The sequence below is a fragment of the Kerstersia sp. genome (assembly GCF_052103615.1).
In the GTDB taxonomy this organism is placed as follows: Bacteria; Pseudomonadota; Gammaproteobacteria; order Burkholderiales; family Burkholderiaceae_B; genus Kerstersia.
The window spans coordinates 21,153-40,204 of sequence record NZ_JBQEKA010000003.1; the positions used below are offsets into that span (position 1 = coordinate 21,153).

17 protein-coding genes are annotated in these 19,052 nt (G+C 62.9%); 4 read left to right on the plus strand and 13 right to left on the minus strand.

All coding sequences use genetic code 11. The annotated features are described in order from the left end of the window. Positions 1-31: 31 nt before the first annotated feature. The 7 genes from prmC to ACTJGZ_RS01485 form a co-directional block, all read right to left on the minus strand. The gene (prmC, locus tag ACTJGZ_RS01455; RefSeq protein WP_441661260.1) at positions 32-847 is read right to left on the minus strand and encodes a peptide chain release factor N(5)-glutamine methyltransferase; all 816 of its coding nucleotides are present in this window, start codon (positions 845-847) and stop codon (positions 32-34) included. A gap of 35 nt (positions 848-882) precedes the next feature. Next, positions 883-1,965, minus strand: coding sequence for a peptide chain release factor 1 (prfA, locus tag ACTJGZ_RS01460; RefSeq protein WP_441661178.1), 1,083 nt, complete (start codon positions 1,963-1,965; stop codon positions 883-885). A 74-nt stretch (positions 1,966-2,039) separates the two neighbouring features. After that, positions 2,040-3,317, minus strand: coding sequence for a glutamyl-tRNA reductase (hemA, locus tag ACTJGZ_RS01465; RefSeq protein ID WP_441661261.1), 1,278 nt, complete (start codon positions 3,315-3,317; stop codon positions 2,040-2,042). Between the two features lie 170 nt (positions 3,318-3,487). Continuing rightward, complete coding sequence (locus ACTJGZ_RS01470) at positions 3,488-4,795, minus strand: MFS transporter (RefSeq protein WP_441661179.1); 1,308 nt, start codon at positions 4,793-4,795, stop codon at positions 3,488-3,490. A 108-nt stretch (positions 4,796-4,903) separates the two neighbouring features. Further along, complete coding sequence (locus ACTJGZ_RS01475; RefSeq protein ID WP_441661180.1) at positions 4,904-5,749, minus strand: NAD(P)-dependent oxidoreductase; 846 nt, start codon at positions 5,747-5,749, stop codon at positions 4,904-4,906. Positions 5,750-5,758: 9 nt separating this feature from the next. Further along, positions 5,759-6,760: a transketolase family protein gene (locus ACTJGZ_RS01480; RefSeq protein WP_441661181.1), complete on the minus strand. Its 1,002-nt coding sequence runs from the start codon at positions 6,758-6,760 to the stop codon at positions 5,759-5,761. After that, on the minus strand, positions 6,757-7,632 hold the full coding sequence (locus ACTJGZ_RS01485; RefSeq protein WP_441661182.1) for a transketolase: 876 nt from the start codon (positions 7,630-7,632) through the stop codon (positions 6,757-6,759). Before ACTJGZ_RS01485 ends, ACTJGZ_RS01480 begins: the two co-directional genes overlap by 4 nt. 121 nt (positions 7,633-7,753) lie before the next feature. Here ACTJGZ_RS01485 and ACTJGZ_RS01490 point away from each other — a divergent pair, with 121 nt between their 5' ends. After that, positions 7,754-8,686 (plus strand): LysR substrate-binding domain-containing protein, encoded by a 933-nt coding sequence (locus ACTJGZ_RS01490; RefSeq protein ID WP_441661183.1) that lies wholly within the window; start codon positions 7,754-7,756, stop codon positions 8,684-8,686. Positions 8,687-8,743: 57 nt separating this feature from the next. On the opposite strand, the gene ACTJGZ_RS01495 is transcribed toward ACTJGZ_RS01490, so the two are convergent. The 5 genes from ACTJGZ_RS01495 to ACTJGZ_RS01515 all read right to left on the minus strand — a co-directional run bounded on the left by ACTJGZ_RS01495 (position 8,744) and on the right by ACTJGZ_RS01515 (position 13,144). Beyond that, positions 8,744-9,481, minus strand: coding sequence for an amino acid ABC transporter ATP-binding protein (locus ACTJGZ_RS01495; protein WP_441661184.1), 738 nt, complete (start codon positions 9,479-9,481; stop codon positions 8,744-8,746). 18 nt (positions 9,482-9,499) lie between these two features. Next, positions 9,500-10,165 (minus strand): amino acid ABC transporter permease, encoded by a 666-nt coding sequence (locus ACTJGZ_RS01500; protein ID WP_441661185.1) that lies wholly within the window; start codon positions 10,163-10,165, stop codon positions 9,500-9,502. 2 nt (positions 10,166-10,167) lie between these two features. Continuing rightward, on the minus strand, positions 10,168-10,926 hold the full coding sequence (locus ACTJGZ_RS01505; RefSeq protein WP_441661186.1) for an amino acid ABC transporter permease: 759 nt from the start codon (positions 10,924-10,926) through the stop codon (positions 10,168-10,170). A gap of 155 nt (positions 10,927-11,081) precedes the next feature. After that, positions 11,082-11,981, minus strand: coding sequence for an amino acid ABC transporter substrate-binding protein (locus ACTJGZ_RS01510; protein WP_441661187.1), 900 nt, complete (start codon positions 11,979-11,981; stop codon positions 11,082-11,084). A 251-nt stretch (positions 11,982-12,232) separates the two neighbouring features. Beyond that, positions 12,233-13,144 (minus strand): transporter, encoded by a 912-nt coding sequence (locus tag ACTJGZ_RS01515; protein WP_441661188.1) that lies wholly within the window; start codon positions 13,142-13,144, stop codon positions 12,233-12,235. 333 nt (positions 13,145-13,477) lie between these two features. Between ACTJGZ_RS01515 and feaR the strand changes: the two genes are divergently transcribed. Together feaR and ACTJGZ_RS01525 are read left to right on the plus strand one after the other, a co-directional pair. After that, entirely contained in the window at positions 13,478-14,422 is a 945-nt protein-coding gene (gene feaR, locus ACTJGZ_RS01520) for a transcriptional regulator FeaR (RefSeq protein WP_441661189.1), read from the plus strand. 181 nt (positions 14,423-14,603) lie between these two features. Next, positions 14,604-16,088 carry an aldehyde dehydrogenase family protein gene (locus tag ACTJGZ_RS01525; protein WP_441661262.1) on the plus strand — a complete coding sequence of 495 codons (1,485 nt, stop codon included), beginning with the start codon at positions 14,604-14,606 and terminating at the stop codon, positions 16,086-16,088. A 107-nt stretch (positions 16,089-16,195) separates the two neighbouring features. On the opposite strand, the gene ACTJGZ_RS01530 is transcribed toward ACTJGZ_RS01525, so the two are convergent. Continuing rightward, positions 16,196-17,068: an AraC family transcriptional regulator gene (locus ACTJGZ_RS01530; RefSeq protein ID WP_441661190.1), complete on the minus strand. Its 873-nt coding sequence runs from the start codon at positions 17,066-17,068 to the stop codon at positions 16,196-16,198. A 296-nt stretch (positions 17,069-17,364) separates the two neighbouring features. Here ACTJGZ_RS01530 and ACTJGZ_RS01535 point away from each other — a divergent pair, with 296 nt between their 5' ends. Continuing rightward, a complete protein-coding gene (locus ACTJGZ_RS01535) occupies positions 17,365-19,044 on the plus strand; it encodes a 2-isopropylmalate synthase (protein ID WP_441661191.1) in 1,680 nt (559 codons plus the stop codon). Positions 19,045-19,052 lie beyond the last annotated feature (8 nt).

The following is a 19,052-nucleotide window of genomic DNA, read 5'->3' on the forward strand; positions in this document are numbered from 1 at the left end:
TCGTACCGCACGGCGTGAAGAAAACAGGAAATTATAGGTAACCACCAGAAATACGGTCTATTCCCGCAAGGTCCGCATGGCTATTCACTCGCTGGAATCCTGCCCCGGCCAGGATTTCCCTGACTGCCGGCGCCTGATCCCACCCATGTTCCAACCAGAGCGCCCCGCCAGGATTCAGCCAGGCCGGCGCCCCCGCCGCAATCGCGCGAATATCCGCCAGGCCATCGGCCTCGTCCGTCAAGGCCATACGCGGCTCATAGCGCACATCGCCCTGTTCCAGATGCTGATCGCCCGCGGCCACATAAGGCGGGTTGGATACGATCAGATCGTACCGCGCTTTTTGCTGCAAAGCAGCAAACCAGTCTCCGGCCAGAAATTCAACTGTTGCGCCCAAACGTCTGGCATTGTCCTGGGCCACGGCCAGCGCCGCCGGGCTGGCATCGCTGGCCGTTACCTGCGCCTGCGGCGTGGCCAGGGCCAGGGAAATGGCGATGGCGCCGCTGCCTGTCCCCATATCCAGCACACGCGCCCCCGGCCCCAGGCGTTGCAGTTCCGCCAGCGCCTGCTCCACCAGCACTTCGGTATCAGGCCGCGGAATCAGCACGGCGGGCGACACCTGGAATTCATGCCCCATGAATTCACGCGTGCCGAGCAAATACGCCATGGGTTCGCCGTCGCGGCGCCGCTGGGCCAGCTCGTCAAACCGCTCGGCCAACAAGGCGGGCAAGAGATCGTCATCATGCGCCACCAGCCAGGCATGCGGGCGCGCCAACAGGGCTGACAACAACATGCGCCCTTCCAGCCGCGGCAGGCCGCAGGCTGCCAGCGCTGCGCGGATGTTCCGCAGGCCTGCGGGCGCGGCGGCGTCCTGGCCGGGCGCCATTACAGATCCTCGCCCAGCGCTGCCAGCTGTTCGGCCTGATGCTCGGCCAGCAAGGCCCCCGTCAACTCATCCAGATCGCCTTCCATGATGGCTCCCAGCTTATAGAGCGTCAGGTTAATGCGGTGGTCCGTCATCCGGCCCTGCGGGAAATTGTAGGTACGAATACGTTCTGAACGATCACCCGAACCCACCAGGCTCTTGCGCTGCGCCGCCTCCTTGGACTGGCGCTCACGCTGCTCCTTGTCTTTCAGACGCGCGGCCAGCACCTGCATGGCCTTGTCGCGGTTGCGGTGCTGCGAGCGGTCATCCTGGCATTCCACCACCAGCCCGGTCGGCAAGTGCGTGATGCGCACGGCAGAATCCGTCTTGTTGATGTGCTGGCCGCCCGCGCCGCTGGCGCGGAAGGTGTCGATGCGCAGGTCCGCAGGCTGAATCACGATTTCACCGGCCTCATCGGCCTCGGGCATGATGGCAACCGTGCAGGCCGACGTATGCACCCGGCCCTGGGTTTCCGTGACCGGCACCCGCTGCACGCGGTGCGCGCCCGATTCAAACTTCAGGCGGCCATAGGCACCCTCGCCCTCGATGCGGGCGATCACTTCCTTGTAGCCGCCCAGCTCGGATTCACTGCTTGAAATCAGCGAAGTGCGCCAGCCGCGCGATTCGGCATAGCGCAAATACATGCGCAGCAAATCCGCCGAAAACAAAGCGCTTTCATCGCCGCCCGTCCCGGCGCGGATTTCGAGATACACACTGCGCCCGTCGTCAGGATCCCGTGGCAGCAGCAATACCTGCAAATCCGCTTCCAGGGCTTCCATGCGCTCGCGGCAATCCTGCATTTCCTGTTGCGCCAGGGCCTTCATTTCCGGGTCCGACAGCAGTTCCTGCGCCGACAGGCGGCCCTCTTCGGCCTCGACATAGGCATTGAAGGCCGTCGTGACGGGCTCCAGCTCCGCCCGCTCTTGCGAGAGTTTGCGGAACTGGCCACGGTCGCTGGCAATATCCGGCTGCGCCAGCAAGGCGTCGATTTCGGTCAAACGGCGGGACAACTGTTCCAGCCGTGCACGCATGGATGCTTTCATAAAAACCAGGCAAAAACGGGATCGGGCCGGCGATGCGGTACCGCCGGCAAGCAGCAATGGCAAGAATAGCGCCGCTAACGGCGGCGGTCGCGCGCGGAGGGGAATAGACGCGGCAGCCAGTGCATGAGCTGCTCGCGCTCGTCCTGCGGGCTTTGATTGAGCGCTGCCATGGGGCCATGCAAATACTTCTGCGTCAGGCCGTGCGCCAGCTGTTCCAGCACCGCTTCCGGCGCTTCGCCGCGCGCCAGCGCGCGCCGGGCGCGCTCCAGCTCCTGCTGGCGCATGACATCGGCGGCTTCATGCAGATCACGGATCGCCGGCACGACCGCACGCGAAGACAGCCAGTGCATGAAGTTATGCACCCGCGCATCAATGATGGCTTCGGCCTGCAGGACCGCCGCACGGCGCGCGTCGCTGGCATGCTGCACCAGCCGCCCCAGATCATCGACCGAGTAGAGATAGACATCATCCAGACGCCCGACCTCTTGCTCGATATCCCGCGGCACGGCCAGATCGACCATCACCATGGGGCGGTGACGGCGCATGCGCACCGCGCGCTCGACCATCCCCAACCCCAGCAGGGGCAGGGAGCTTGCCGTACAGGACACGACCACATCGAATTCCGCCAGGCGATTGGACAATTCGGACAGCTTCATGGTCGATGCCGCGAAACGCCCAGCCAGATGCTCGGCGCGTTCCAGCGTGCGGTTGGCCACCATCATGCCTGCCGGCTGGCGCGCGGCAAAGTGCGTGGCGCACAGCTCTATCATTTCGCCCGCGCCGATGAACAGCATGCGAGTCTTGGAAAGATCGCCGAACACACGCTCTGCCAGGCGTACGGCTGCCGCCGCCATGGAGACCGAATGCGCGCCAATTTCCGTCTGCGTGCGCACTTCCTTGGCGACTGCGAACGTGCGCTGGAACAATTGGTTCAGCGTCACGCCCAGGCCGCCGACCTCTCCGGCGGCACGCACCGCGCTTTTGATCTGGCCCAGAATCTGCGGCTCGCCCAGCACCATGGAATCCAGGCCGCTGGCGACACGGAAAGCATGCCGCACGGCAGCGTCGCCATCATGGCGGTACAGATAGGGATACAGGTCGTGCGGATCCAGCTGCTGATAGCTGGCCAGCCAGGCCGGCAGTTCCGCCGCTGCGCTGCGCTCGGCAGCACAGTAGATCTCGGTGCGATTACAGGTGGACAGAATGGCGGCTTCGCGCACGCCCTTGCCGAATGCGCTGCGCAGACAGGCGATCGCCGGCCGGATGATTTCTTCCGACAGCGACACACGCTCGCGCACCGCGAGCGGTGCCGTGCTGTGATTCAAACCGAGTGCGAGGACTTCGACGGACATGGGCAGTGCGGTGCGGGCCATGGCCTGCGAATCCGCCCCCGGCAAGGCCGGGAGACTGAATATCATTCGCAAGCCATTGAGTTATATGATATTTCCGCGTAATTATAGCGCACTTATCCACAAGCAGCAGCGCATCCCCGCGGCGCTGCGGCGCCAGCCACGTTCCGGCCTCAGGCCGCCGGCGGCATTCCCCTGCGTTCCAGCACGACCGGCGCCGTTTCCCGCATCGACACCGCGCACCAGGTCGATACGACGCCCAGCAGCGAAAACAACACTGCCGGCCCTATCCAGCCCACCATGCTGTACAGACCCGTCGCAATAAACGGCAACAGGCCCGCCACGACGGACGCGCCGTTGTAGCCCAGGGAAATGCCCGACGAACGGACATTGGCAGGGAACTGTTCAGAGAACCAGCTGGACTCCACCGCGAAGATGGGGTCATGGCTCAACAGCAGCGCCAGCGAGATCGCCACGATGACCATCATGGCCGCCCCGGTATTGATGAGCATGAACATCGGGATGCCGAATGCGATCGTGAACAGCGACCCGAGCAGGAACACAGGCTTGCGGCCAATACGATCGCTCAGGGCGCCATAGAACAAATGGCTGATCAGCCCCAGCGCGGACCCGATCATCGTGCCCCACAACACATTATCCCGCGTTGTCACGCCGGCCAGCAGCACATAGGACAGCATGAAGCTGGTCGCAATGTAATAGCCGCCGGTTTCCGCCAGGCGCAGGCCAATGATGCGCAGGATCTTGCCCCAATCACGCCGCATGACTTCCAGCGCAGGGCGCTCCACCATCGTGTTGGCGGCCTTCACTTGTTCAAATTCCGGCGACTCTTCCACGCCCAGACGGATATAGGTGCCCACCGCGACCATCAGGATGGAGGCCAGGAACGGCGCCCGCCAGACCCAATCCCCTTCCAGCAAGGCGCCAGACAGCAGGAAAGCGCCATTGGCCATCAACAGCCCCAGCGGAATACCAATCTGCGGCACTGCGCCGAAAAAGCCCCGCCGCCTGGGCGGCGCGTGCTCGCACGCCATCAGCACCGCGCCGCTCCATTCGGCGCCAAAGCCCAGCCCTTGCACCATGCGCAGCAAAATCAGAAGAATGGGCGCCAGAACCCCGGCCTGCGCATACGTGGGCAAGGCGCCGATCAGGACCGTCGCCACGCCCATGGCCAGCAAAGACCACAGCAATACCGCCTTGCGGCCGATGCGGTCGCCATAATGGCCCGCCAGATAGCCGCCCAGGGGCCGCATCAGGAAGCCGACGGCCATGGTCGCGAAGGCTGCCAGCACACCAATGACCGGCTCGTCGGTATCAAAGAAGATCTTGCCGAACCAGCCCGCCGCAGCCGTTCCGTATATGAAAAAGTCGTAGCTTTCCACTGCGGATCCAATCATGGATGCAAAGGAAACCTTGGATGCGCTATCCCTGGACCCGGCCTGCGCCGCTGTCGTGTTACTCATGGTTTGTCTCCGTTCTTATCATTCGACGGGGGACGGGCAATAACGATGCCTGGCCCCCTTTATCTGTTTTTTTTACCGGTCACGGCACCGGCCTGCCCTGCGCCTGTGCTATTGCCAGGTTTCAATGACCCGGCTGTCGTCACGCGCCGCCAGGCCCTGCTTTTCCGCCTGCAGATAGCGGTCATGCGCCGCGTCCAGCAAAGGCGTGGCAGCGCCGCATTCCCGCGCCGCCTGCGCCACCAGGCCGCTATCTTTGACGAAGATGCCGATGGCGCTGGTCACCCGCGTATCGGTTCCTTCCAGCATGCGCGGGCCGCGATCGGACAGCATCCAAGACCCTGCCGCGCCGCGGCTGACCAGGTCCAGCACCAAACGCTGATCCAGGCCCAGAGACTGCGCCAGGCTCAAAGCCTCGGCCGCCGCGACGATATGCACCGAACACAGATGCTGATTGACGACCTTGATCGCCTGCCCGTCCCCGGCGCGGTCACCCACCGGGCGCACCGTGCCCATGGCGTCCAGCACGGGCGACACCGCTGCGATTGCCGGCTCCGCCCCGGCGGCGAAAATCATCAGCTCGCCAGTTTCCGCGCGGGCCACGCCGCCCGTCACCGGCGCATCCACTACTGTCACGCCCAGCGCCGCCAGCCTGGCAGCCTGCTCACACACACAATCCGGGCCAACCGTGGACATCACCACCCAATATTGTGTCTGCGCGGCCGGCAGCACGCTATCTACCACCTGCGCCAGCTGTTCCGGCGTCGCCACCATGACCACGACTACCTCGGCGGCGGGCGCTGCCGCCAGCCCCGCCACCGCCGTCACACCAGCCGCCGCGGCCCGCTCCCGGCCCGCCGGGGAAAGCTCCACGCCAGTCACCAAGTGCCCGGCAGCCTGAATATTCAACGCCATAGGCAGGCCGATTGCCCCCAGGCCAATAAATGTCACCTTCATGCCAGCTCCTTACACCAGCCACTGCTTGATGGCAGTGACCATGGACTGCGTGGAAATCCCGTACCGGTCATGCAAAGTCGGCAAGGCGCCAGCATCCAGGAAACGGTCAGGCAAAGCCACATGTTTCAAGACCGGCATCACCCCTGCCAGCAGCAAAGCCATGGCGACGGCTTCCCCCAGGCCGCCGATCTGGGAATGGTTTTCCGCCACCACCACCAAACGGCCCTCGCGCCTGCACTGCGCAATGATTTCCTGCTCATCCAGCGGCTTGAGGGTAGGCACATGCAGAACGCCAACATCCACCGCATCCCCGGCCAGCTGTTTGGCCACTTCCAGAGCGCGCATGGTCATGATGCCCGATGCGATGATCAGCACATCGCGCCCGTCACGCAGCAATTTGGCCTTGCCCATTTCGAACTGGTAGCCATACTCGTCGAGCACCAGCGGCACTTTGCCGCGCAGCAAGCGCATATAGACCGGCCCTTCATGCGCCACCATGGCAGCCACTGCCTGTTCGGTTTCCAGCGCATCGCAAGGGTCCAGCACCGTCATGCCGGGCACGGCGCGCATCATGGCCAGGTCCTCAGTCGCCTGATGGCTGGGGCCGTACCCTGTCGTCAGGCCAGGCAAAGCAGCGCAAATCTTAACGTTCAGATTTTCTTCGGCGATGACCTGATGAATGAAGTCATACGCCCGCCGGGTGGCGAAAACGGCATAGGTCGTGGCAAACGGGATGCAGCCTTCTTTCGCCATGCCGCCCGCGGCGGCCATCAGCAACTGTTCTGCCATCCCCATCTGGAAATGGCGTTCCGGCATTGCCTGCGCGAGGATATGCAAATCCGTATATTTGGACAAATCAGCGGTCAGCCCGACGATGCGATCATTTTTCCGGGCCTGCTCCACCAGGGCATGGCCGAAAGGCGCCGCTTTGGTCGCCTGGCCTTCGCCCGCAATGGAGGCAATCATCGCCGAGGTCGTCAGCTTGGGTTTCTTCATAGTGGTCTGACTCATGCCTGGCCTCCTTGATGATGCGCCGCGTCCAGCAATGCGATGGCCTCTTGCCATTCATTGGCCTCGACCCGGATGAAATGGTTTTTCTCGCGCGTTTCGAGAAAAGACACGCCCTTGCCCATGAGCGTGTCGAACAGAATGATGCGGGGCGCCGCTTCGGGAGACTGGCGCGCGTGATCGAATGCCTGGATGACCGCAGGCAAATCATTGCCATCGACCCGCTGCACATGCCAGCCAAAGGCACGCCATTTTTCCTCCAGGGGTTCCACGCGCAGAATGTCCGCCGGATTGCCGTCGGCTTGCTGCCGGTTCAGGTCAACCAGCACGATCAGGCGGGACAAACCATGGTGCGCGGCAGATAAGGCGGCTTCCCAAACCGCGCCTTCATCCAGCTCACCGTCGGACATGGACACATAGACATATGCCGGATTCTGCTTGGCGCGCAGCCCCAGCGCCATGCCGACCCCGATGGCCAGGCCTTGCCCCAAGGAACCGCCGGACATTTCCATGCCCGGCGTGTAGCTCGCCATGCCTGACATGGGCAGACGGCTATCGTCGGAGCCATAGGTTTCCAGTTCACTTTCGGCAATCACACCGGCTTCAATCAGGGCCGCATACAGGGCAATTGCATAATGCCCATGGGACAACAGGAACCGGTCCCGTCCTTCCCATTCCGGTTCATCCGCACGATATTGCATGGCATGGCAATAGGCCACGGCCAGAACGTCAGCCCAGCCTAGCGCCTGGCCTACATAACCTTGCCCCTGCACTTCGCCCATGCGCAAGGCAAAGCGCCTGATACGCCAGGCGTGATCGGCCAGGCGGGTCACGAGGCCGGCCTGGGCCGCTTCCGCTTCTGTTGTTTCAGTCATTGTCTCCACTCCTTTCCGAGTCAAACGTCCCGGCTGTCCTGATCGGCGCCTGGACTCACGAAAGGAGACTATCATTCACGATATAACAGTGACAAAAGGATTATTTACAAGGATTGATGAAATGAATTCATCTATAAGCGCTGGCCTGTTTCGCAAGATTCCATTGCCTGCATTGCGCATTTTCGAGGCGGCCGGACGCGCCCAATCCTTTGCCACGGCTGCGCATGAACTCAGCCTGTCTCCCAGCGCCATCAGCCATGCCATACGCAAGCTGGAAACCGACACCGGTTTGACGCTGTTCGAGCGCAGCACGCGCGAAGTCCGCCTGACGCGGCACGGCGAATTGCTACTGGAACATATTCAGCGCGGGCTGGAAGAAATGCGCCGCGGCTTCGCGCTGATTGCTGCCGACGAGCCCAAGCCGCTGCGCCTGCACACGGCCCCCAGCTTCGCCACCCAGTGGCTAATGCCAAGGCTGGCGGATTTCGTCCGCGACCATCCCAATATCGACCTGCGGTTCTCGGCCAGCACCGACTATGCCGACTTTGAAACCGACGCTTTCGATCTGGATATCGTCTATGGCGAACCGCGCCCTTCGCCCCATGAAAAAATTCCGCTCGCGCTGGAAAGCCTGACCCCGCTATGCAGCCCGGCCCTGGCCGCCAGCATCCGCTCCCCCCAGGATCTGTACCACCAGACCTTGATTCAATGCGATGTGCAAATGCGCCAGTGGAAAGGCTGGTTCGAAGCCAACAACCTGCTGCCTCCCACGCACTACGGGCTGCGCTTCGACCGCAGCTCCATGGCGATTGCGGCAGCCGCAGATGGCCTGGGCGTTGTGCTGGAATCTACCTTGCTGGCCGAGCGGGAATTGCAATCCGGGCGTTTGCTTGCCCCGCTGCGCCACAACTCCCGGGAAATCCGCTACATCGGCCACTATCTGGTCCATCCGCGCCGCCTGCGGCCGCATGATGCCTTTGAAGTCTTCAAGCATTGGCTGCTGAGCGCCCTGGGCCCCGCTGATGGCCAAGCCAGCGGGCCCCACCCGCCCTGATGCAAACAGGCCCGTCAGCACATGGCTGGCGGGCCTGCCGGAGTCTCTCTGGCAAACTCAATGCGCCAGGATTTTGTGCAGGAAATCCTTGGTGCGCGGCTGACGGGCTTCCGGGTCGCCGAAGAATTCATCGGTCGGGCAATCTTCCAGGATCTTGCCGCCGACATCCATGAAAATAACCCGGCTGCTGACCTTGCGGGCAAAACCCATTTCATGGGTCACGCACATCATGGTCATGCCATCGTGCGCCAATCCGACCATGACATCGAGCACTTCACCCACCATTTCCGGGTCCAGCGCGGAGGTCGGCTCATCGAACAACATGACGATGGGGTCCATGCTCAGCGCCCGCGCAATGGCCACACGCTGCTGCTGGCCACCCGACAATTGCCCCGGGTACTTGTTCTTGTGCGCAAGCAGGCCCACACGATCCAGATACTTCAGACCATGTTCGTGCGCTTCGTCCTTGCTGCGCCCCAGTACCTTCATCTGCGCGACGGTCAGGTTTTCAGTGACTGACAGATGGGGAAACAGCTCAAAATGCTGGAACACCATACCGACCCGGCTGCGCAATTTGGGCAGATTGGTCTTGCGGTCATGAACCGGCGTGCCGTCAACCCAGATTTCTCCCTGCTGAAACGGCTCCAGCGCATTGATGGTTTTAATCAAGGTGGACTTGCCGGAACCGGACGGCCCCGCCACCACCACGACTTCCCCTTTTTCGATGTTCGTTGAACAATCGGTCAGCACCTGGATGTCGCCATACCATTTCGAGACATTCTTCATTTCAATCATCTTGTGCTTCCCTTCTGACTAACGAATGATGGCGATCTTGCGATGCAGTTGCTTGACGAGCCAAGACAATGCATAGCAGATGATGAAGTAGGCGACAGCCGCGGCAATATAGGCTTCGATGGGCCGGCCGAAGTTCTTGCCCGCGGTCTCGAAGCCCTTGAGCATGTCATAGGCGCCAATGGCATAGACCAGCGACGTATCCTGGAACAGGATGATGGTTTGCGTCAGCAAGACCGGTAGCATATTGCGCAAGGCCTGCGGCAGCACCACGATGCGGATGTTCTGGCCGTACGTCATGCCCAAGGCCTGCCCGGCATGCACCTGGCCGCGGGGAATGGCCTGAATGCCCGCCCGCATGATTTCGCTGAAGTAGGCGGCCTCGAAAGCCACGAAAGTCACCACGGCCGATGTGCCCGCGCCCACCGGAAAACCGACAATCAGCGGCACCAGCAGGAAGAACCACAAAATGACCATCACCAGCGGGATGCTGCGCATGCCGTTGACATAGATGGCGGCCGGCAGAACCAGCCAGCGCCGGCCCGACAGGCGCATCAGCGCCAGCATGGTGCCCAGCGCAATGCCGCCCAGCGTGGCAACGACCGTCAGCCATACGCTGAAGTAAAAGCCCTTGAGCACATAATCGCTGATCAGCGCCCAGTTATAAAAACCGAAATCGAGATTCATGCTCAGTGCCCTCCCTGATTGCCGCCGCTGGCGATAAAGCCCGGGATGGTCAGGCGCGTCTCAATAAAGGTCATGACGCGATTGATGGCGAAGGCCGTGATGATGTAGAGCAGCGTCACGCCCAGGTAGATTTCAACCCCGCGGGAAGTTTCTTCCTGTGCCTGCATGGCGAACATGGTCAGCTCGGCAATCGACACCGCGAAGGCGACCGACGAGTTCTTGACGATATTCATGGATTCGCTGGTGAGCGGCGGAATGATGATCCGGAACGCCAGCGGCAACAGCACATAGCGGTAAGACTGGAACGTTGTGAAGCCCAGCGCCATGCCCGCGTAACGCTGGCCGCGCGGCAAGGACTGGATCCCGGCGCGCACCTGTTCGGCGATACGCGCGGAAGTAAAGACGCCCAACGCACAGACCACCAGGGTAAAGCCGGAGACGTGGCGCATGGCAGGGATCAGCGACGGCACTACGTGGTACCAGAGGAAGATTTGCACCAGCAGGGGGATATTGCGGAACAGCTCCACCCAGGCATTGCCCAGCCGCGCCCACACCCGGCTATTGGGCAGCGTGCGTATCGTGCCGACCAGAAACCCCAGCGCCAGCGACAAGACCAGCGCCGACAGGGAGACCGAAATCGTCCAGCCCCAGGCCGACAGCATCCAGTCCAGGTAGGTGACGTCCCCTCCCTTGCCAAAACAACCTTCGACCACCCGCTGGTCCAGATTGTCCTGGCAGAAAATCTGCCAATCCCAACTCATACTGCCCCCTTTGCAACCTTGGTTGCCCGCCACCAGGAGAAAACGCCGGCCCGGGCCTGGGAAATTGCAGAAAAAAGGCGCCCCTCAGTGCTACTGCAGGGGCGCCTGGACTTCAGAAAGATCAACGCATGATGCTAACTACATAACCGCCGGGATTACTGGATGACGTAATCTTCCATGGGCTTGTCGTTCGGGTGTTCCCAAGCCTGCTTGGTGGCTTCGGACAGAGGCAGGCCCACGACGGCGCCAGCAGGCGGCGTGGGTTTCAGGAACCACTTATCCCACAGCGCGGCCAGGGTCCCGTCGGCAATCTGGCGGTCGATACTCTTGTTGATGGCGGCCTTGAAAGCCTCATCATCCTTGCGCAGCATGCAGGCAATCGGCTCGACCGACAGCACTTCGCCGACGATCTTGTAATCCGCCGGGCTGCGCGACTTGGAAATATTCGCCGCCAGAATGGAACCATCCATCACGAACACATCGGCGCGGCCGGTTTCCAGCAGCAGGAAGCTGTCGGCGTGATCCTTGCCCATGACTTCCTTGAAGTCTATGCCTTCGGCGCGCTTGTTACGGCGCAGCGTCTGCACAGACGTCGTGCCGGTCGTCACGGCAACATTCTTGCCATTGAGGTCGGCGACGGAATTGATGCCGGAATCCGCCTTGGTGGCCATACGGACTTCTTCCACATAGGTGGTGTGGGCAAAGTCCACGTCCTTCTGACGGGCGCGATTATTGGTGGTGGAGCCGCATTCGAAATCAACGCTGCCGTTCTGGATCAGCGGAATGCGGTTCTGCGAAGTGATGGGCTGATATTTGATTTCGATTTTCTCAAGCCCAAGATCCTTGCGCAGATCGTCAATGACGTTTTCAGCCATTTCCGTGTGGAAACCGACGTACTTGCCGTTACCCAGGGTGTAGCCCAGCCCGGAAGATTCACGCACGCCCAGCGTCACGGCGCCGCTATCGCGAATCTTGGCCAGCGTGTCGCTTGCCTGTGCCATACCGCTACCTGCGGCCAGTGCGAAAATCGCTGCGGCCAGAATATGCTTTTTCATACCATCTCCTTGAAACAAAACTGCATCAACTGACGGATATAGACATATGGGTACAGCTCGGAATGCCTGCTTATCCATTCTAGCAACATTGTTAAGGAGAACCGGCACTATTTCCCACCCAGGAAAATACTAAGACTGCGTTTTTCTCACAATTCTTATCCTTTGGCTGCGCCGGAATAGCCCTTGCGCGAAGCATTCCGGCCTGCAAGCCAGGACTGGCGCCTCAGCCTGCGGCAGGCGCCCCGCCGGCATCAGAATACAAAGACCGTCCGCGCCTGCACGGCCCGCAGCGGGCTGCCATTGCGCACATGGACATCTTCGGCATACTGCAACTGCAACTGGAAGCTGTCCGTGAATTGATGCGCCCAGGTAAGCATCAGATTGGTATCGTTCTTGGAACCCAGCACCTTGTCGCCATACAGCGTTTCACGCGACCCCCAGCTCTGGCGCACGGTAAAGGCCAGCCGGGTCTGTTCCGACCAGTGGTAGCTCACATGCGCAAAAGCGCGCGCCATGGGCCGGCGGTGCGTATCGGCCGCGCCGTCATGGGTATAGGCTTCAAGCTGCCCGATGAGATCCAGCGACCAGCGCCCGCCCAAAGGGGTCAGGTAGGCAGCCTCAAGATCGAGCGCATAGCGGTCTTCGCTGATGGCAAAGCCATCCTTGCGATGCGACCCCGTCGGCAGCGTCAGATAAGCCGCCCATGCCGCGTAGCGGCCGGCTTCGGTGTCTTCCAGCATCCAGTAAGTGGTGCCCAGTTGCAGGTTGCCCAGGCCGCGCTCGCGGTCATCCATGGAGCGGACGCGCTGGCGCGCATAAGGCAGGATGACCTCGACATCCATGGTCTTGCCGCCAACGCTCATATAGTGCATCAGGCGCGCCACGCCAATATCCAGCCGCAATCCCAGCCCATCCTCGACCTTGTGGCCGCTGGCATAAACCTTGTCGGATTTCATGTGCTGCGCATACAGCGCAAATACGGTGGCGCCGGCCGGGGCAGGCATATAGTCGCCCGGATCCGGCGTGCCGGCGGCCTGGGCCGCCGGCACAGCCAGCCCGGCCAGCCCGGCAGCCGCCATGCTCAACACGGCACGCGCCAGGCGCCCGCGGAAGAACGGCGGCAGGCCAGGGCGGGCGGGGGCAGAAACATTGTGGTCAGTCATGATGCGGGGCTCCTTTTTTTTCGTTGTTGTGTCGTGAAGAGCGCCAGGCAAAAGGGCGGCTCGCACCTATTCATTAACCTCTAAATTTCGTTTTTCGGTATATAACGACCGTGCCACGTTCCTGCTCCCCCGTGACACGCCTGGCCTTCCCCCTGGCCGCACCCGGGTTAACCCGCACGCAGATTCTTGGGTTAACCCTAAATGAATCCCCCCGCGCTTCATGGTTTGATTGCAGCACTCCATTTGCCGCCTGGCCCTGCTTGGCCAGCGGCCTGATCACACCGACTGCGGCCTCAGGACCTTCCGCGACCGCAAGCAAAGGCTTGGACAGGCATGGCCGCTGCCAGACATTCCGTACCCGACCGGGCATTCGACGCCTGGATTACCGCCATCAACCAGACTTGCGGGCGCTTTCGCGCAGACCTGCACGCTGGCGGTTTCAGCGGCGGCCTGAAAGCCTATGAAAGCAGCGCCGTGCGGGCCAGCATGGTGGATGCCAGCGGCGGCACGCGCCTGTACCGCACGCCAGAAGAAGTCCAGGCGGACGACAGCAGCAAGTTCTTCGCCGTGCTGCAACTGCGCGGACACTGCGGCGTCGCGCAAAGCGATACGGAAACCGTGCTGTCGCCGGGCGACATGACCCTGGTCGATGGCGCGCACCCGTTCAGCGTGAAATACATGGCGAACTCCCGCCAGGTTTCACTGATCCTGCCGCGCCAGGCCATCGAACGGAACCTGCGCGCCATCCGCGTGCGCTGCGCCCAGCGGGTGCCAGCTTCCACCTCGGCGGCCGGCTTGGCGCGCCACCTGATCCTGGCTACTTTGCGCCAGACCCATCACGGCTTGAGCCGCACCGAGGGCGAAGCCGCCCTGGACGCCGTCGTGCATTTGCTGAGGCCCGCCCTGGGCCCTGCGGAAGAGCCGCGCCACCCTGGCGCTGACCGCCTGCAACAGGCGCTGGATTTCATCGACCGGCATATCGACGCCGATGCCCTCACCCCGGAAATGATTGCCCAAAGCATAGGGATTTCCGTGCGCGGACTCTATCGCCTGTTCGCCACCCAAGGGTTGGTCGTCGCCCAATACATCCGCAACCGGCGTCTGGATCTATGCGCCGACACCCTGCGCGGGGCCAACTGCCCGCAAAAGCTCGCTGCCGTGGGGTATGCCTGGGGCTTTACCGATTCCAGCCATTTTTCCACGGCCTTCAAGACACGCTTTGGCATGGCGCCGGGCGAATACCGGCGTCAGCACACTGGCAAATCTCTGGCTGGCTGAGCCCTGCCGCCACCGCTATTTCCGCCCCCCTTCGGCCACGCCCGCCACTTACGCCCTGCTGGCAGCCTGACACATGAACTAGGCAGGCACAACAAATCCCCCCTGCGCCATTACTCCTAATATCGGTCTCATCGCACCGGCCCGTATCCGTGCGCACAATAAATTCATGGAGACAACGATCATGGCGCAAGTCGAACTGCTGGCTGCCGTACAGGCATTCCTGGCCCGCCCGCACGGCAGCTTTATCGAAGGCAAGGCAATCGCGGCCAGCCGCACCCTGCCGGTCTATAACCCCGCTAGCGGCGAAACCATCGCCACTGCCGGCGACAGCGATGCCGATACCGTGGACCAGGCCGTGCGCAGCGCCCACACGGCGCTGCGCGATGGCCGCTGGAGCGGCTTGCGCCCGGCCGACCGTGAACGCATTCTGCTGGCCTTTACAGCGCTGGTGGAAGCCCACGCCGAAGAGCTGGCGCAGATCGAAACCCTTAACCAGGGCAAATCCATCAATCTGTCGCGCGCGCTGGACACCGGCGCCACCACGGAATTCATGCGCTATATGGCCGGCTGGGCTACCAAGCTGCACGGTGAATCGCTGGATCTCTCCATCGCCATGCCGCCAGGCACACGCTACACCGGCTACACCCGGCGCGAACCGGTAGGCGTGGTGGCAGGCATCGTGCCCTGGAACTTTCCGCTGATGATCGCCGCGTGGAAAGTCATGCCCGCGCTGGCGGCTGGCTGCAGCGTCGTCATCAAGCCCTCGCCGGAAACGCCGCTGTCGGCCTTGCGCCTGGCAGAACTGGCGCTGGAGGCGGGCGTGCCGCCCGGCGTCTTCAATGTGGTGACCGGCGCCGGCGCAACCGGCCAGGCGCTGGTATCGCACCCGCTCATCGCCAAGGTGTCTTTCACCGGCTCCACCCAGACCGGCAAGCTGGTCGGCCACGCCGCTGTGGAACACATGGCCCGCTTTACACTGGAACTGGGCGGCAAAAACCCGATGATGGTCTTTGCCGATGCCGACATCGGCAAAGCCGTGCAAGGCGTGATGCTGGGCGGCCTGCTGAACCAGGGCCAGGTCTGCGCCGCCGCATCGCGCATCTATGTGCACAAGTCGCGCCATGACGAGTTCGTCAATGCGCTGTCGGGCGCCGTATCTACCCTGACGCTAGGCCCGGGCATGGATCCCGGCGCGCAGGTCAATCCGGTGGTCTCGCGCCGCCAGCAGCAGGCCATCGAAAGCTACATCGAATCCGCCCGCCAGGAAGGCGCCACGCTTGCCGCCGGCGGCAAGCCCGTCGATGCGCCGGGATTCTTCGTGCAGCCCACGATTCTGTCTGGCGTGTCGCAAGAGATGAAGGTGGCACGCGAGGAAATCTTCGGGCCAGTGCTCTCCGTGCTGACCTTCGAAAGCGACGAAGAAGCCGTGCAACTCGCCAACGACAGCCACTACGGCCTGGGCGCCAGCCTCTGGACCAGCGACATCAGCCGCGCCATGAACCTGATCCCGCGCATCGAGGCCGGCACGGTCTGGGTCAACACCCATGTGTTGCTGGATCCGAGCATGCCCTTCGGCGGCTACAAGCAATCCGGCATCGGCCGCGAATTCGGGCGCCATGCGGTCGAAGGCTGCACCGAAATCAAGTCCGTCTGCATCGCGCACTGAAATTTGCCCGGCCTGTCTGGCGCGCGCCCCCATCCCCTCCAGGGATCTCCGTGAACTTCGCCCCCGCAGCCGCTTACCCGGCCCAGGGGGCATTTTTTTGACGGCGCTCAGACGCTGCGCATGCGCTCGCGGAAACGCGCGGGGGAAACGCCGAAGGTATGCCTGAAAGCCAGCGTGAAGGCGCTCTGGCTTTCATAGCCAGCCTGCAGCGCCACTTGCGCGATGGCCTGCCCCTGCAACAAGGCATCCAGCGCCGCCATCATGCGTGCCTGCTGGCGCCAGCGCCCGAAACCCAGGCCAGCGCTGTGGCGGAAATGGCGCTGGAACGTTTTGCTGCTCATGGCCAGCGCCCGCGCCCAGCCGTCCGCATCCTGGCTGTTGGCGGGGTCTGCCAGCACGGCTTCGCAAACGGCGGCCATGCGCGTGTCTTCCGGCCAGGGCAAATGGAACGGCAGTTCGTGCTGGCCGCGCAGTTCTTCCAGCAAGAGTTCGGCCAGCAACCGGCCCCGCCGCGTGGCGCACACATGCAGCCCCAGCTGGGCCGCCTGGGCGATCAATTCCCGCAGCAATGCGGACACATGCAGCACGCCATCGCGTTCCGGCAAACCCATGGCGGCATCCGCCGTGACAAAGACGCTGCGTACCTTGACCGCGCCCTGCATCAGCAAGCGATGCTCGATCTCCGGCCGCAGCCAGACCGCGGTTGTCGGCGGTACCGTCCAGCGGCCCGTCGCCGCCTGCACCACCATCACGCCCTGCACCGCATAGAGCAACTGGCACCGCTCATGCGCATGCCATGGCGTCGCATGCGCGGCCGGGTAATCCATCGCCACGCCGGTCATGAACGCCAGCGGCTGTTCGCCCCTGCCCAGGCCTGCCTCTATGCAAACCGCCTGCCCCTCACCCTCAGGGCCGGCGCCTGCCTCATCTGGCGTCGCGGCATGGGACAGCGAGGGCTGGCCCAGATTGTCCTTTTTCATATATGAATTGTCTTTTTAAATAAAGAAAGACACACATGCCCATCGTACACTTTTCCACACTGACACGCTGCGCCCAAGCGCCCTGCGGTCAGCCCGCACAACACTGCATCACGAGCTCCCCCATGTCTGGCTTTTTGTCGCTACGTTCCCCGCTGCTAGCCCTGACCCTGCGTCGGGGTCTGAGCACGTTTGCGTGCGCCCAGACCTGCACTGATTCCCCCTGACCCCGACCACGCCGCAGCTTGCCCAGGCAAGCCAGGGGAATCAGTCACACCAGGACACCGGAGAGACTCCCCATGCTGCAGCAACCCGACACCAAGTATCAGCCCTTCCCGCCCATTGCGCTGGCAGACCGCCAGTGGCCGTCACGCGTCATTACCCAGGCGCCTGTCTGGCTCTCCACGGATCTGCGCGACGGCAACCAGGCGCTGTTCGAGCCCATGAACCGGCAGCGCAAGCTGCGCCTGTTCCACGAACTCGTCCGCCTGGGCTTCAAGGAAATCGAGGTCGGCTTCCCCGCGGCCTCGCAGACCGATTTCGACATCGTGCGCAGCTTGATCGACGGCGCGCAGATTCCTGCCGATGTCACGCCCATGGTCATGACGCAATTGCGCGAAGACCTGATCCGCCGTACCGTGGAGAGCGTGCGCGGCGCGCCCCGCGTGATCGTGCATTTCTACAATGCCATTGCGCCGGCCTGGCGCGAACTGGTGTTCGGGCTGAGCGTGCCCGACATCATCACCCTGGTGGAAAAACACATCGCGCTGCTGAAGCAGCTGACCGCGCAGCACCCGGAAACCGAATGGGTACTGCAATACTCGCCTGAAACCTTCTGCATGGCCGAACTGGAGGTCTCGCTGGCGGTCTGCAACGCAGCCATCGCAGCCTGGGACGCCGGCCCGGCCCGCCCCATGATCATCAACCTGCCCACCACGGTGGAAGTCGCCACCCCCAATGTGTTCGCCGACCAGATCGAATGGATGGACCGGCATTTGGACCGGCGCGAGCACATCGTGCTGTCGGTACACCCGCACAATGATCGCGGCACCGGCGTGGCCTGCGCGGAGCAAGCCTTGCTGGCTGGCGCCCAGCGGGTGGAAGGCTGCCTGTTCGGCAACGGCGAACGCAGCGGCAACGTGGATATCGTCACGCTGGCGCTCAATCTTTATACCCAGGGCGTCCACCCCGGGCTGGATTTCTCGGATATCGCCGCCGTCGCCCGGGTCGCCGAAGAATGCACCTCGCTGCCCATCCATCCGCGCCACCCCTATGCTGGCGATCTCGTGTTCACGGCTTTTTCCGGGTCGCACCAGGATGCCATCGCCAAAGGCTTCGCCGCGCAGCAGCCCGGCAGCCTCTGGCGCGTGCCCTATCTGCCGGTGGATCCCAAGGATCTGGGCCGCACCTACGACAGCATCGTGCGCGTCAACAGCCAGTCCGGCAAAGGCGGCATTGCCTATCTGCTGGAACGTGACCACGGCATCGCCATGCCGCGCCGCATGCAGGTGGAATTCAGCGCCATCGTGCAGCGCCATGCCGATACCAGCGAAACGGAAATCAGCAGCGAAGCGATCTGGGATCTGTTCCGCCAGACCTATCTCATGCCGTGGCAGCCAGGCCGCTACCGCTACCTGTCGCATCATCTGCAAGAAGGTGGCGCCGGCCAGGAAATCAGCCTGCAACTGGCCACGCCGGGCGAGGCTGAGCGGCCCATGAATGCCAGCGGCCAGGGCAACGGCCCGATCGCCGCCACCGCAGCCGCGCTGGATGCTGCGCTGCGCATCGACGCCTACGAGCAGCGCAGCCTGGGGGCCGGCGCGCAGGCGCAATCCATCGCCATCATTGAAATGGCGCATCCCGGCATCACGGGCAGCCGTTTCGGCGCGGGCATTCATGAAAATATCGCCACCGCCTCCATCATGGCGGCGGTCAGCGCCTACAACCGCATCCTGCAAGGGCTGGCAGCGGCTGGCTAAGGCGCGCC

Coding starts and splice junctions, on each gene's coding strand:
- prfA (WP_441661178.1), bottom strand. CDS start 1,965: ATGAAAGCATCCATGCGTGCACGGCTGGAACAGTTGTCCCGCCGTTTG.
- ACTJGZ_RS01495 (WP_441661184.1), bottom strand. CDS start 9,481: ATGATTGAAATGAAGAATGTCTCGAAATGGTATGGCGACATCCAGGTG.
- ACTJGZ_RS01480 (WP_441661181.1), bottom strand. CDS start 6,760: ATGAGTCAGACCACTATGAAGAAACCCAAGCTGACGACCTCGGCGATG.
- feaR (WP_441661189.1), top strand. CDS start 13,478: ATGGCCGCTGCCAGACATTCCGTACCCGACCGGGCATTCGACGCCTGG.
- ACTJGZ_RS01475 (WP_441661180.1), bottom strand. CDS start 5,749: ATGAAGGTGACATTTATTGGCCTGGGGGCAATCGGCCTGCCTATGGCG.
- ACTJGZ_RS01490 (WP_441661183.1), top strand. CDS start 7,754: ATGAATTCATCTATAAGCGCTGGCCTGTTTCGCAAGATTCCATTGCCT.
- ACTJGZ_RS01515 (WP_441661188.1), bottom strand. CDS start 13,144: ATGACTGACCACAATGTTTCTGCCCCCGCCCGCCCTGGCCTGCCGCCG.
- ACTJGZ_RS01510 (WP_441661187.1), bottom strand. CDS start 11,981: ATGAAAAAGCATATTCTGGCCGCAGCGATTTTCGCACTGGCCGCAGGT.
- ACTJGZ_RS01485 (WP_441661182.1), bottom strand. CDS start 7,632: ATGACTGAAACAACAGAAGCGGAAGCGGCCCAGGCCGGCCTCGTGACC.
- ACTJGZ_RS01500 (WP_441661185.1), bottom strand. CDS start 10,165: ATGAATCTCGATTTCGGTTTTTATAACTGGGCGCTGATCAGCGATTAT.
- ACTJGZ_RS01470 (WP_441661179.1), bottom strand. CDS start 4,795: ATGAGTAACACGACAGCGGCGCAGGCCGGGTCCAGGGATAGCGCATCC.
- hemA (WP_441661261.1), bottom strand. CDS start 3,317: ATGTCCGTCGAAGTCCTCGCACTCGGTTTGAATCACAGCACGGCACCG.
- ACTJGZ_RS01525 (WP_441661262.1), top strand. CDS start 14,604: ATGGCGCAAGTCGAACTGCTGGCTGCCGTACAGGCATTCCTGGCCCGC.
- ACTJGZ_RS01505 (WP_441661186.1), bottom strand. CDS start 10,926: ATGAGTTGGGATTGGCAGATTTTCTGCCAGGACAATCTGGACCAGCGG.
- ACTJGZ_RS01535 (WP_441661191.1), top strand. CDS start 17,365: ATGCTGCAGCAACCCGACACCAAGTATCAGCCCTTCCCGCCCATTGCG.
- ACTJGZ_RS01530 (WP_441661190.1), bottom strand. CDS start 17,068: ATGAAAAAGGACAATCTGGGCCAGCCCTCGCTGTCCCATGCCGCGACG.